Annotated in this window: 12 protein-coding genes; 9 read left to right on the top strand and 3 right to left on the bottom strand. The window is 61.6% G+C overall.

The window, feature by feature from the left end; genetic code table 11:
- Positions 1-641: 641 nt before the first annotated feature.
- The 3 genes from AAHM40_RS22385 to AAHM40_RS22395 are packed head-to-tail and all read left to right on the top strand — an operon-like array spanning position 642 to position 2376.
- Positions 642-1040, top strand: a complete 399-nt coding sequence (locus AAHM40_RS22385) for a thioesterase family protein (RefSeq protein ID WP_342246630.1) — start codon at positions 642-644, stop codon at positions 1038-1040.
- Positions 1041-1052: 12 nt separating this feature from the next.
- Positions 1053-1955 carry an alpha/beta fold hydrolase gene (locus AAHM40_RS22390; protein WP_342246631.1) on the top strand — a complete coding sequence of 301 codons (903 nt, stop codon included), beginning with the start codon at positions 1053-1055 and terminating at the stop codon, positions 1953-1955.
- A gap of 1 nt (position 1956) precedes the next feature.
- Positions 1957-2376, top strand: a complete 420-nt coding sequence (locus AAHM40_RS22395; protein WP_342246632.1) for an acyl-CoA thioesterase — start codon at positions 1957-1959, stop codon at positions 2374-2376.
- Between the two features lie 101 nt (positions 2377-2477).
- Here AAHM40_RS22395 and AAHM40_RS22400 read toward each other — a convergent pair whose 3' ends face one another.
- Positions 2478-2780, bottom strand: coding sequence for a hypothetical protein (locus AAHM40_RS22400; RefSeq protein WP_342246633.1), 303 nt, complete (start codon positions 2778-2780; stop codon positions 2478-2480).
- 206 nt (positions 2781-2986) lie between these two features.
- Between AAHM40_RS22400 and AAHM40_RS22405 the strand changes: the two genes are divergently transcribed.
- Both AAHM40_RS22405 and fusA read left to right on the top strand, forming a co-directional pair.
- Positions 2987-4027, top strand: a complete 1041-nt coding sequence (locus AAHM40_RS22405; RefSeq protein ID WP_342246634.1) for a threonine aldolase family protein — start codon at positions 2987-2989, stop codon at positions 4025-4027.
- An 809-nt stretch (positions 4028-4836) separates the two neighbouring features.
- The gene (gene fusA, locus AAHM40_RS22410; RefSeq protein WP_342246635.1) at positions 4837-6930 is read left to right on the top strand and encodes an elongation factor G; all 2094 of its coding nucleotides are present in this window, start codon (positions 4837-4839) and stop codon (positions 6928-6930) included.
- 283 nt (positions 6931-7213) lie between these two features.
- Here fusA and gstA read toward each other — a convergent pair whose 3' ends face one another.
- Together gstA and gbcB are read right to left on the bottom strand one after the other, a co-directional pair.
- Entirely contained in the window at positions 7214-7819 is a 606-nt protein-coding gene (gene gstA / locus AAHM40_RS22415) for a glutathione transferase GstA (protein WP_342246636.1), read from the bottom strand.
- Positions 7820-8112: 293 nt separating this feature from the next.
- A complete protein-coding gene (gene gbcB, locus AAHM40_RS22420) occupies positions 8113-9216 on the bottom strand; it encodes a glycine-betaine demethylase subunit GbcB (protein ID WP_342246637.1) in 1104 nt (367 codons plus the stop codon).
- Positions 9217-9578: 362 nt separating this feature from the next.
- Between gbcB and gbcA the strand changes: the two genes are divergently transcribed.
- The 4 genes from gbcA (at position 9579) to AAHM40_RS22440 (ending at position 13556) form a co-directional block, all read left to right on the top strand.
- A complete protein-coding gene (gbcA, locus tag AAHM40_RS22425) occupies positions 9579-10868 on the top strand; it encodes a glycine-betaine demethylase subunit GbcA (protein WP_342246638.1) in 1290 nt (429 codons plus the stop codon).
- 527 nt (positions 10869-11395) lie between these two features.
- On the top strand, positions 11396-11713 hold the full coding sequence (locus AAHM40_RS22430; protein ID WP_342246639.1) for a hypothetical protein: 318 nt from the start codon (positions 11396-11398) through the stop codon (positions 11711-11713).
- Positions 11714-12151: 438 nt separating this feature from the next.
- On the top strand, positions 12152-12727 hold the full coding sequence (locus tag AAHM40_RS22435; protein ID WP_342246640.1) for a fimbrial protein: 576 nt from the start codon (positions 12152-12154) through the stop codon (positions 12725-12727).
- A 76-nt stretch (positions 12728-12803) separates the two neighbouring features.
- Entirely contained in the window at positions 12804-13556 is a 753-nt protein-coding gene (locus tag AAHM40_RS22440) for a fimbrial biogenesis chaperone (RefSeq protein WP_342246641.1), read from the top strand.
- Positions 13557-13671 lie beyond the last annotated feature (115 nt).

The raw sequence follows: 13671 nt of genomic DNA on the forward strand, positions 1-13671 counted from the left end.
AATGGCCATGCCGGTTCCTCGACTTGTGGGAGAGATCTTGTGGGGGCGAATTCATTCGCTATGCCTGCGTTAGCTGTTGCGAGAGATTTACCCTCTGGCCAAGAGCCCCTACGGGCAATGCAGCTGCCTGCAACACGCAATGCAGACATAGCCAATTCATTCGCCGAGCAGGCCGCAGGCCAGCTCTACCCCCGCAGACAATTCTCCCGATCCGGCCCCTGGAAAATCTGTCCGTATCCGACCCGAAAATGCACCTGCCCACCGCCCTCGCCCACAGAATCCGGGGATCATGCTGTGGATAAGCTGTAGAGCCACCGCCAGGGCCCTTGCGCCACGCCACTTGCAGCCAAGTGATCATTTCTTGAGCCATTTCAGATGCTTGGCGAAGCGAATGCCCCCAGAAACTGTGCAATGGGCTGTGGATAAGGTGTGGGCGCAGCTCCCGGACGGCGGCGGGTCAAGCCTTCCCGGCGACTGATCAAAAAACGTACACACACGCCAGGAAATTAAACACACGCTTAAATTTTGTAACCCGCGCCAACCCCGGCTTTGGCTGCTGGTATAAAAGTTTCCGTTCAAATTATGAGCAGCCCGAAACCCAGGCTAACGTTCAAGTCACAAGAGCAACGGAGACCCGCCCCATGAATCCCGGCACCCAGGCAGAGGCTGATTTCATCGTCCTGCCCAGCGACACCGCCAAGGCCCTGCCTCTTTCCCCAGACGACGATTTCCCCGAGGTGTTCGCCACCTCGCGCATGATCGCCCTGATGGAGCTGGCGGCATCGCGCTGCATGCGTCCCCTCTTGCAGGACGGCCAGCTTTCGGTGGGCGTCGGTGTGGATATCCGCCATCTCGGCGCCACCCCGGTGGGCGTCCGCGTATCGGCCCGCGCCACCTTCCTCGGTCAGGAAGGCAAGCTCTACCTGTTCAAGGTCGAAGCCTTCGACGAGGGCGGCCTGATTGGTGAGGGCCTGCACAGCCGCGCCATCGTCGCCACCGACCGGCTGCTCGCCGGGGCCCATTCCCGCAACCAACGCTGAACCGAGTTCCCCATGACACGACCCGATGCCCGGCCCCGGCGCTTGCGGCTGCCAGACGGCCGCACCCTGGCCTACCAACTCTACGGCGCCAGCGAAGGCCGCCCGCTCTACTACTTCCACGGTTTTCCCGGCAGCCGCCTGCAAGCCGCGCTGCACCATGAACAAGCCCTGGCGGCCGACGTCTGCCTGGTAGCGCCGGATCGGCCCGGTTTCGGCTGGTCCGACTACCAGGCCGGCCGCAGCATCCTCGGCTGGGCCGAAGACGTGGCCTTCATGGCCGATACCCTCGGCCACCGTCGCTTCGGCGTGCTCGGGGTGTCCTGTGGCGGCCCCTATGCGCTGGCCTGCGCACATCGATTGGGTCAACGCCTTGACTACGTCGGGCTGCTGGCCGGCATGGGGCCAATGGACATCCCCGAACTGCGCACGACGCAGTTGCCGGCACTCAAGCTGATGTTCGGCCTGGCCCGCGTCCACCCCAGGCTGGCCAGTCCGCTCCTGGCGCTGGACAGCCTGCTGTTCAGGCATAACCCGGAACGGGCGGTAAAGGCGTTGGCCGGTCTGCTGGCCGAACCGGACCGCCTATTGCTGGCAGCCGCCCCAGAGGCCGCAGGGGATTTCGCGGCGTTTCTCGCCGAAGCCTATCGCCAGGGAATCCGCGGCGCCTGCACGGAAGCCGCGCTGATTGCCTCGCCCCGCCCCTTCGCGCTGGAAGACATCCGGGCGGCCGTGCACCTCTACCAAAGCGGCCTCGACCGCCACGTACCGGCGGCGATGGGTCGCCACCTGCAGGCGCGGCTGCCCCACGCGAACCTGCGTCTTTATCCACAGGAAGGCCATCTCTCCATCGTGATCAACCAGTTCCCCCAGGTCCTGGCGGATTTCAGTCATTCCAAGCAGAACGAGGCAGCCTGACATGAGCGACACCCTCACCTATCGCGGCGCGGTCTATCCCTGGCACTGCGACCACATGGGCCACATGAACGTGATGTGGTACGTCGGCAAGTTCGACGAGGCCACCTGGCAGCTCTTCACCCTGCTGGGCCTGGCACCGTCGCGCCTGCGCGAGGAGAACGCCGGCATGGCGGCGGTGGAACAGCAGATCGAATACCGCCGCGAATTGCACGCAGGCGATGTGGTATCCATCCACTCCCAGGTGCTGGAGATGAAGGACAAGTCGATCCGCTTCCGTCATGAGATGCGCAACGACGAAACCGGCGAAATCGCCGCCGTCACCACCCTGGTGGGCGTTCACCTGGATACCCTGGCGCGCCGGGCGCGTACCTTCCCCGCCGATATCCGCGAGCGTGCCGCCGCCTGGCAACCGGCCGACTGAGGTCTATCCCCATAAAGCGTGGACGGTCCTGTGGACAAACTGTGGGATCGGCCACACAGCCCGCGTGTTGCCTGGCCCGCCACCGACCGATCAAATTTCGATCAGCCGTTCAGCTGGCTCAGGCAAGCCTGGGAAACCTTCAGCAGGCGCTGGTGGGTCTGCTCAGGCAGCGGGGTCTTCTGATCCTTCAACGTTTCCAGCTCGGCGCTGCTGAACTCGCTGCTGACCTGGTCAGCCGCACAACTGCAGTACCGCTGCAGCTTGTCCTGCGCGATGCTGGCCTGGGCGCTGGTCTTGCACTCCTGGATAAAGTGGTCGCGCTCACCGCTGGGCCACTCGGCGGCAACGACCGGCAAGCCTATCAGGGCGGGAACGAACAGGGCGATCAGGGTTGCGTAACGCATGGCGGTTCTCCTTCCTGGGTGGGGCGTCGCCTTTAAGCGCGCTCTTGGGTTCTGAGGTGCCTTGAGAGGGTTGAGTTCCCGGCTCCTGACCAGGCGCCGATGGCAGAAAAGGATGTCGCCTCGAGCGAATCCCGCGCGTCCAACCTGGCGTAAAGTTAGCCTCCATACGCCTGTGCCTGCAGGCGAACGGACAGAAGGACCAGGACATGACCGACCAGACCCAGCAATTCGCCAGCGACAACTACTCCGGTATCTGCCCGGAGGCCTGGGCCGCGATGGCCGAGGCCAACCACGGCCATGAGCGCGCCTATGGCGAGGACCAGTGGACGGCCCGCGCCTCCGACCATTTCCGCCAGTTGTTCGAGATCGACTGCGAAGTCTTCTTCGCCTTCAATGGCACCGCCGCCAACTCCCTGGCCCTGGCCTCTCTGTGCCAGAGCTACCACAGCGTAATCTGCTCCGAGACCGCCCACGTCGAAACCGACGAATGCGGCGCGCCGGAGTTCTTCTCCAACGGCTCAAAGCTGCTGCTGGCCAAGACCACCGACGGCAAGTTGACCCCCGAGGCAATCCGCGAGATCGCGCTGAAACGCCAGGATATCCATTACCCCAAACCCCGCGTGGTCACCCTCACCCAGGCCACCGAAGTGGGTACCGTCTACCGCCCCGAGGAAGTCCGCGCCATCAGCCAGGTGTGCAAGGAGCTGGGCCTGAACCTGCACATGGACGGTGCGCGCTTCTCCAATGCCTGCGCCTTTCTCGGCTGCTCGCCGGCCGACCTGACCTGGAAGGCCGGGGTGGATGTGCTCTGCTTCGGCGGCACCAAGAACGGCATGGCGGTAGGCGAAGCCATTCTTTTCTTCAACCACGACCTGGCCGAGGACTTCGACTACCGCTGCAAGCAGGCCGGCCAACTGGCCTCGAAGATGCGCTTCCTCGCCGCGCCCTGGGTGGGCCTGCTGCAGGACGACGCCTGGCTGCACTACGGCAGGCATGCCAATGCCTGTGCACAACTGCTGGCGGAACTGGTGAGCGACGTACCCGGCGTCAGCCTGATGTTCCCGGTGGAAGCCAACGGCGTGTTTCTGCAGATGTCCGAACCGGCGCTGGAGTACCTGCGCGCCAGGGGCTGGCGCTTCTACACCTTCATTGGCGCTGGCGGTGCCCGCTTCATGTGCTCCTGGGATACCGAAATGGACCGCGTGCGCGAGCTGGCGGCGGATATCCGGGCGGCGATGGCGGTTTGAGCCCAGCGTGACCGAGCACTGTAGGGGCGAATTCATTGGCCAGGAGTAGCGCAGCTGCCCTGTTTAGCACGGCCGGGCAGACCTCGGGTCTGCTTGGCGAGTGAAATCGTCCCTACGTGTTTCCGCCCTCATTTCGCTGCCTTACCCCCGCTTTCCGTGGACCAACCTGTGGACAATCTGTAGACCCACAGCTGCAGCCCACGTCCGCCGCGGCCTTCTGCCTTCTGGATATTTCCTGATCTATTTCAACAACTTGCCACCTCTTCCACACAAAATCTGTGTAGCGAAAGGTACACAAGCTGTGGAAAACAGCCTGTAGACCTCGTCCCACCTGAGGCACAGCAACTTGATCACTTAATGACCAGCAGCCCGCGCCACGACGATTACCCCCAGCCGCTGTGGATAGTCCTGTGGAAATGTTGTTGATGCCGCTGTATAGCTCAGGCCCCGTCACTCCTGGCGCCCTGCCAATTTGATGCACTAAAGGACCCGCCCGCCAAAAACTTGCGCACACAATCCGTGCATATCCCTGTGGAAAAGCCGTTTGTAAATCAACTGGAAGCAGCAAACACGGGCTGTACAGAGCATCGATCAGTTGTCGCTCGACCGGAGTTTCTTCCCATGGGGCGGCCTGAAAGTCATCTCTAACAGTGGAAAACCGCGTTTTTACTCACAAAGCCAGTGGAGTCTTCTGTGCATAAGCTGTACAGAGCCCTTGCGGCGCCAGAAACGGCGCGGCTTAGCGGATCTCGTACATTTTTCGATCAAGATCAATACGTTGCGGCAAAACCCGAGCATCCGGAGCAGCCATGGCGCACCTGCCTATACTGGAAACACCCCAGCGCGCGGAGGCACTCATGGCGAACTACTCGGTGGAATCCATTCGAACGATCGCCCTGGTCGGCCACGGCGACAGCGGCAAGACCAGCCTGACGGAAGCCTTGCTGCACCGCAGTGGCGCCATCCCCAACGTCGGCACTCTGGAGCGCGGCGACACGGTGTGCGACTTCGACCCGCTGGAGCGCGAGTACCGCCATTCGCTCGCCTCGGCCCTGGCCCACTGCAGCCACGCCGACGCCGAGCTGAACCTGATCGACACCCCTGGCTACCCGGACTTCATCGGCCAGTCCATCGCCGCCCTGGCCGCGGTAGAAACCGCGCTGGTCGTGGTCAATGCGCAGAACGGCATCGAGCTCACCACCCGCCGCATGATGACCATGGCGGCCGAGCGCGGGCTGTGCCGAATGCTGGTGGTGAACAAGATCGACGCCGAGCGGGTGGACCTGCCGGCCCTGCTGGCCAATCTGCGCGAGGTCTTTGGCAAGGAAGTGCTGCCGCTCAACCTGCCGGCCGATAGCGCTAGCCGCGTGGTGGATTGCTTCTTCACGCCTGCCGGCGAAGCTGACTTCTCTTCTGTGACCGACGCACACCAGGCGCTTGTGGACCAGGTGGTGGAAGTCGACGAGGACCTGATGGCCCGCTACCTGGAACAGGGCGAGATCGCCCCGGAGGAACTGCACGAGCCCTTCGAGCGGGCGCTGCGTGAAGGGCACCTGATCCCCCTGTGCTTCACCTCCGCACGCACGGGCGCCGGCGTGGCCGAGCTGCTGGATATCCTCGCGCGCCTGGCGCCCAACCCCACCGAGGGAAACCCACCGCTCTTTCTCAAGGGCGAGGGAGCGGACGCCAAGGCCTTCCGCTCCCGGCCTGACCCGCAGCAACACGTGCTGGCCCACGTATTCAAGGTGGTAATCGACCCTTTCGTGGGCAAGCTCGGTATCTTCCGGGTGCACCAAGGCACCCTGGTGCGGGACATGCAGCTGTTCGTCGGCGACGGCCGAAAACCCTTCAAGCTCGGCCATTTGCTGCGCTTGCAAGGCAAGCGCCATGAGGAAGTGACCCGGCTGATACCGGGCGACTTCGGCGCCCTGACCAAGGTGGACGACGTGGAGTTCGACTCGGTGCTGCACGACTCCCACGACGAGGACCAGATTCACCTCAAGCCCCTGGATTTCCCAGCACCCATGCAGGGCCTTGCCATCGAGGCCAAGCGCCGTGGCGACGAGCAGCGCATTGCCGAAGTGCTGAACCGCCTGCAAGCCGAAGACCCCTGCGTGAAACTCGACTACCAGGCCTCCACCCAGGAGACCGTGTTGCGCGGCATGGGCGAACTGCACCTGCGCTACCTGCTGGACCGCATAACCGGTTCGTACAAGGTGGAGGTGGAGACCCGTCCACCCAAGGTCCCCTATCGAGAAGCTATTACGCGCCCTGCCGAGGGCCACAGCCGGCACAAGAAGCAGACCGGCGGTGCGGGCCAGTTCGGCGAGGTGTTCCTGCGCGTCGAGCCATTACCCCGGGGCAGTGGCTTTACCTTCATCGATGAAGTAAAGGGCGGCGTGATCCCTTCCCAGTTCATCCCCTCAGTGGAAAAGGGCGTCCGCTCGGTATTGGCCTGCGGGCCGCTGGCCGGGCTTCCGGTACAGGATGTCAAAGTCACAGTCCATGACGGCAAGCACCACCCGGTGGACTCCAAGGACATCGCCTTCCAGGCCGCCGGGCGCAAGGCCATGCTCGCCGCCCTGCGCGCGGGCGGCGAAGTGGTGCTGGAGCCCGTAGTCACCGTCGAAGTGACGGCGCCGGAGGCAAATCTGGGTGATATCACCACTGACCTGATCGGCCGCCGCGGCCAGGTGACCGGGACCGAGTCCCTGTCCCAGGGACTGGCGCTGGTCTTCGGCCAGGTGCCCCTGGCTGAACTGGACGGCTACGCCGGGCGCCTCAAGGCCATCACCCAGGGCCACGGCGCCTTCAGCATGGTTCTCAGCCACTACAGCCCCGCCCCGCAGGATGTGCAGCAGAAACTGGCAGGAACCTACAAGGCGGTGCAGGAGGAGGATTGAACCAGCAGGTGGATGCGCATTTCTTTGTGGGGGCGAATTCAATGGCAATGCCTGCCCTTTGAAATATCAGGGGGCAGCTGCGCTGCCCTTGACGAATGAATTCACTATGTCTGCGTTAGCTTGTAGCGAGAGAATTACCACCGGGCCAAGAGCCTTGTAGGAGCTGGCTTGCCAGCAAAACGGGGCCATTCGCTGGCAAGCCAGCGCCTACGGGCAATGCAGCTGCTTGCAAACCGTCATGCAGTCAGAGCCACTGAATTCGCCCACACAATGACGGTGCCACTCAGACCAACCCCTCCGCTTTCAGCGCCTCCTGCACAGCCGGACGACTCGCCACGCGACCCTGGAATTCCAGGAGCTCGGGGCAGTCGGAGATGTCCATTCTCAGGAAGCCCGCCCAGTTCGCCACGGTGAAGAGGTAGGCATCCGCTGCCGTGAAGTCGTCACCGGTGAGGAACTGCCGGCCACGCAGCTGCTCCGACACCCACTGCAGGCGCCGGTGCGCCATCCCGGCGTAGGTCGCCTTCGCTTTGTCGTCCAGCGCCGGGTTGAACAGTGCACCAAACGACTTGTGCACCTCGCTGTTGATGAACGCCTGCCATTCCATGACGCGGTAGCGCAGCAGCGAGCCAGCAGCCGGCATCAGATCGGTGCGGCCGGCCTGATCGCACAGGTACTGGCAGATCACCGGCACTTCGGTCAGCGTCTGGCCGTTGTCCAGCTCAAGCAAGGGCACATAGCCCTTAGGGTTGCTGCGGTAGTAGTCATCGCCGGCGGCGGTCTTGTGGGCACCCAGGTCAACCTTTTCCAGGGCGAAGGGTTTGCCGATCTCCCGCAGGAGGATATGCACAGCGAGCGAACAGGCTCCGGGGGAATAGAAGAGTTTCAACGCAAAGGCTCCTCTGGCAGGCCGCAATGTACCGGCACAGGCAATGCGCCGGCGGGAAAACAACCTGACAAGCATAGCCGGGGTTAACCCCACGAACAGTGGACCAGCCTGTGGACAAGCTGTTCGTCCCTGGCGCCTGGCCGCGGCCTGCGGGAGTTGCCGAGATTTGGTTATTTTTCCAGCGAATTCAGCGAGTTGCGCACAGCAACTGTGCATCGCTGCGCCCACAAGCTGTGGACAGATGGCGCCAGCCCGCGACGAGCGCGGGCTGGCAGGAGTTGCTCAGAAAACCATCAGTAGTCGATGGCCACGTCGCCCTTGGGAATGCTGCAGCAGGAGAGGATGTAGCCCTCGGCCACGTCTTCGTCGGTGATGCCGCCATTGTGCTCCATGTCCACTTCGCCGGCGGTCTTCATCACTTTGCAGGTACCGCAGATGCCCATGCCGCAGGCCTTGGGAATATGCAGCCCGACTTTGGCGGCGGCCGAATGCACGGTCTCGCCGGGAGCGACGCGAATGCTCTTGCCGGTGCCGGTGAACTCCACCAGGTTCATATCGCCGGCGGGTAATTCCGCCGCGGCCTCGGCCGCCTCGGCGGCATGCTCATTAACTTCCGCACGGATCTCCGGCGGGGTCGGGCCGAAGGCTTCTTCGTGATAGCGCTTCATGTCGAAGCCGGCCGCTTCCAGCAGGCGCTTGATCGCCGCCATGTAAGGCGTCGGACCGCAGCAGAAAATCTCGCGCTCCATGAAATCACCGGCGATCAGGTCGAGCATCGCGCGGCTCAGGTAGCCGCGATACCCTGACCAGGTCTCGCCGATCTCATACTTCTCGCAGATCAGGTGCAGCTTGAAGTTGCTGATGCGCGAGGCCATGTGGCGCAGCTCGCGGTGGTAAATGATGTCCTTCGGCGTGCGCGCGCTGTGGACGAAGATCATGTCCACCGCGCCGTTGGTATCGAAGAACCAGCGCGCCATGGACATCACCGGGGTGATGCCGACACCGCCGGAAAGGAACAGCACCTTCTCCGACGGGAAGTCGATGGCGTTGAACAGGCCCACCGGGCCGTGCACGGGTATCACATCACCTTCTTTCAGGTTGTCGTGCAGCCAGTTGGAAACCTTGCCGCCCGGCACGCGCTTGATGGTCAGGGAGAAGCTGTAGGGCACCGAGGGCGAGCTGGAGATGGTGTAAGAGCGCATGATCGGCTGGCCGTCGATCTCCAGCTCCAGGGTCACGAACTGCCCCGGCTTGAAGAAGAACACCATCGGCTGGTCAGCCATGAAACAGAAGGTGCGCACGTCCCATGTTTCCTGGATCGCCTTGACGCAGCGAACCATGTGCCGGCCGTTGGTCCAGGTCTGGGTCGTGATGGGATTGAGGAAATTGTTGGTCATGGACGCTGCTCCGCGCGTGGCCGGATATCGGCCTAATGTGGCGGATTGTGAATAACGCAAAAACGGCCCATTTACCTGTCCGCGACATTCACATGCTCATCGCGACCTGCCAGCAACCACCGGGGCTTGCGCGTCGGAAACGGATGTTCCCATGTCGCCCGTGGATAAGGTCGTACCTCTGCGCGCCAGCACACTCAGCTCCAGCCGAACCATAAGGCATTTGAGCGAACCACCCTCGCACCCGCAGCAGGGCAGCCAATCGGCAGGCGAGAAACGAGGGCAGGTCACGCCGCCTTGCGTGACAACCGAACCAGCCACTATTGCGGCGGTCGCGAACGCGACCAGCCATTGAGGAGTTACCGATGGACGTCACTTCCACCCTGAGCTTGGGCGATCCGCTTGAACCCGCACGCAAGGCCACGGCCGACATGCTCCGCGAACGCGACCACAGCTTCTCCCTGCCGCAGCCGTTCTATAACGACGAGCGACTGTTCCAGATCGACATGCAGGAGATCTTCCACAAGGAGTGGCTGATCGCCGGCATGACCTGCGAGATCCCCGCCAAGGGCAATTACCTGACCCTGCAGATCGGCGACAACCCGATCATTGTCATCCGTGGCGCCGAAGGCCAGGTGCATGCCTTCCATAACGTCTGCCGCCACCGTGGCTCGCGCCTGTGCGTCAGCGACAAGGGCAAGGTTGCCAAGCTGGTCTGCCCCTACCACCAGTGGACCTATGAGCTGGACGGCCGCCTGCTGTTCGCCGGCACCGAGATGGGCGCCGACTTCGACATGAAGGAATACGGCCTCAAGCCGGTCAACGTGAAGACCGCTGGCGGCTACATCTTCATTTCGCTGGCCGAGAATCCACCGGCCATCGATGACTTCCTCTCGACCCTGGCCCATTACATGGAGCCTTACGACATGGAGAACACCAAGGTGGCGGTACAGACCACCTTGATGGAAAAAGCCAACTGGAAGCTGGTGCTCGAGAACAACCGCGAGTGCTACCACTGCAATGGTTCGCACCCGGAACTGCTGAAGACCTTGCTGGAATGGGACGACGTCACCGACCCGCGCGCCAGCCAGGCGTTCAAGGATCAGGTCGCTGCCTGCACCAAGGCCTGGGACGAGGAAAAGATCCCCTACGCCCACGCCAGCTTCGGCCTGCGCAACCGCATCGTGCGCATGCCCCTGCTCGACGGCACCGTCTCCATGACCATGGACGGCAAGCAGGGCTCGAAGAAACTCATGGGCCGCATCAAGAACCCGGACCTGGGCTCCATGCGCATCCTTCACCTGCCGCACTCCTGGAACCACTGCATGGGCGATCACCTGATCGTATTCACCGTGTGGCCCATCAGCGCCCAGGAAACCATGGTCACCACCAAATGGCTGGTACACAAGGACGCGGTTGAGGGCGTGGACTACGACGTTGCCCGACTGCGTGAAGTCTGGGATGCGACCAACGATCAGGACCGTCGCCTGGCCGAAGAGAACCAGCGCGGCATCAACTCCACCGCCTATCAGCCGGGCCCGTACTCGAAGACCTACGAGTTCGGCGTGATCAACTTCCTCGACTGGTACAGCGAACGCGTACTCAACAACCTCGGAGACACCCCGGCCACCAAGCTGCGCCAAGTCAACGAGTAACACTTTCAGGGAGCTCCGCGAGGCAGCTGCGGCGGCCTCCCGGGGCCGGGGGAACAGTCATGTCAGTCTGCCTCGGCTTCGCCATCCTCCTGACGCTCTATGGACTGGCTTCGAGCCTGCTCAAGGCCTGGTCCGAACGCTCACACTGAGGTCCCCTCAAGGACCACCCTCGCCCTCGTCGGGATGTCGGCCCTGACGGGGGCTTTTTTTTTTCCCGCCAGGGGGCGCTCGCCCCTTCACAGCGGAACCTGGACTGCGCTTCCCCACGCCATCCAGTCCCCTTCTTCGTCCAGGCGGCGTACAGCCAAATCTGAAGACTATGGCGCTATTTCCTAGGAAATAGCCTGTAGGAATATTCCGATCCAGAAGTTTTCGAGAATCAGCTCACACATCCCAATTGGACGAAGGAATTGGTGAGAACTTGCGCAGGAAGGGTCATCAGTTCCTACAAGTAAATGGGACCTCATAGATCTAGCAAGTAAGAAATTTCTGATCTTTACTATGCATAGTCTCACGGAGGAAAGATTATGAAACGAGTCATGTTTGCTATTGCTTTCGCGCTTTCTGCAGCCCCTGCCATTTCTTTCGCAGGAGATGAAGGAAAAATTCATGGAGTTATTAACTTTGTGGGAATTATCGAGAGAGGCCCATGCTCACTTCTTACATCTGACTGGTTTGTACATTCTGGCCGTACAAATGGGATCAGCCCTCTCCATGCAGGTGTAATTCCAGCCCCGGGGAATATGTGCGCGGGAATCGCCGATACGTCGTCGATCCATGCCTTCGACGTAGTGAGTGCGGACACATCCGTTAAAGGGAAAGTGGTGGTCGTGACGTTCAACTGACTCAAGGATTAAGTCGCGTGGAGCGGGAGGATAGGCCCCGACACTTCGTCCTGATGGACTGAGAACTCACCCAGAGATAGAAACAGCAATGGCGAGACGGCCAACCCCATGCGCCGTCTCGCGACGCGCGCGATCAGGTGAGCCATTCCGCCACTACACAAGGTTCTGAAATGGATATATAAGGCGAAATATCCTGACACATTCAACAAAGACCGAAATTCATGAAACCTTGATTTCAATCAACCTGTACATATCCATACTCACATCCTCACCGCAACGCGCATAACTAGAAAAAACCAATAGAAATCGACTACTGCTTTCATCGGCCATTCCTTACGCAGCCAATAACCCCATCCGATATACCAGAAATTGATCGCGGCTTATCTTGCTCGGGCATTTCCATGCACCCCGATTGCCAACACTTTTATGGAGTTATCGATGAAAAAAATTTCCCTCGCTTTCCTGACCATGTCCATGCTCGCAGCCGCTGGCTCGGCAGCTGCTGCTGATCCGGTCAAAGCCGGCTCCGGCCAGATCAACTTCACCGGTGTCATCAACAACGACGCTTGCTCCATTGACAATGCCGTCGGCAAGGAAAAGGCCATCAGCGTTGACCTGGGCTCAGTCTCCATCAAGGACATGGGCACCGACACCGCACCGATCGGTGGCCGCGCCGTGGCCAGCGACTTCAATCTGAAGGTCAATTGCAATGCCGGCACCAAGGTTTCCATGCTGTTCGACGCCAAGTCCGGCTCCGGCATCGTCGTCGGCAAGAAAGTCCTGGCCCTGAACCCTGGCCTGGATTCCGCCAAGAACGTCGGTATCGCCATCCTGGACAGCAGCGGCGCGGTCGTCGACCTGAGCGCCCCGGCTACCGCCAAGATCGCAAGCGACCTGAACAACAACGATGGCACCCTGACCTTCGCCGCCGCCTACGTGACCACTGGGGATCCGAAGACCGCCACTGCGGGTAATGGTAACGCGACCCTGCCGTTCACCCTTGAGTACGAGTAAGTAGAACTTCAGGTTCCATAGCCTGGCGGGGCCGAATGGCCTCGCCACCTCGTTATCGGTTCAAGTGGTAAAGCCAATGCTCCGTCGCACCCTTTCCGCATCCTTGGCGGCACTCGGCATCCTGTTGGCCGCGCAGGTCCATGCCGGGATCTCGCTCAGCTCCACCCGCATCATCTTCAATAGTGCCGACAAGGAAGCCGGCGTCACCGTTCGCAATACCGGCGAGAAAGTCCTGATCCAGTCATGGCTCGATAGTGGCGACGCAGCGGACGACAATCCCCCGTTCGCCGTTACCCCTCCGCTGGCGCGTATTCCCGCCAACGAGCAGCAGTTGCTCCGAATTCTCTACGAAGGCCGTGGATTACCAGATGATCGCGAATCAGTGGTATGGCTGAACGTCCAGGAAATTCCACAGGCCATCGAAGGAGAAAACATCCTTCAACTGGCAGTGCGCCAGCGAATCAAGGTGTTTTTCCGTCCAAGCGCGCTTGCCGCGGAAGCCCAGCGCGCGCCCGAAAAACTCCGGTGGACGCTCGAACCAAGGAATGGCAATGCACTGCTCCGGGTTAAGAACCCGAGCCCGTACTACGTATCCATGGCCGATGTGCGACTGAATGGCGGCGGCAAGAAAATCGTTGCCAGCGACTCCACGATGGTCGGACCTGGCGAAGAGAAAGAGTTTCCTATCGCCCAGGCATTGCCTTCAGGTGGTCTGGTGCTGAGTTTCTCCAGCATCAATGACTATGGGGCCCAGGTTCCCTTCACCGCGAATCTGACAGCCGGAAACGCCGCTGCCGCCATGGCCAAGCGCGCTGCACACGACGGCTGACCACGTCGCGAACTGCCACTCACACGCTTCCCCCTCGCTTACTCCACAACTGCGCACGTCCGGTTGGGCGGGGTGGGCCAGGTTTCTGCAGGTCCTGAGACATGAGCAAAAGACC

This window comes from Pseudomonas sp. OTU5201 (assembly GCF_038440135.1).
Taxonomy (GTDB): Bacteria; Pseudomonadota; Gammaproteobacteria; order Pseudomonadales; family Pseudomonadaceae; genus Metapseudomonas; species Metapseudomonas resinovorans.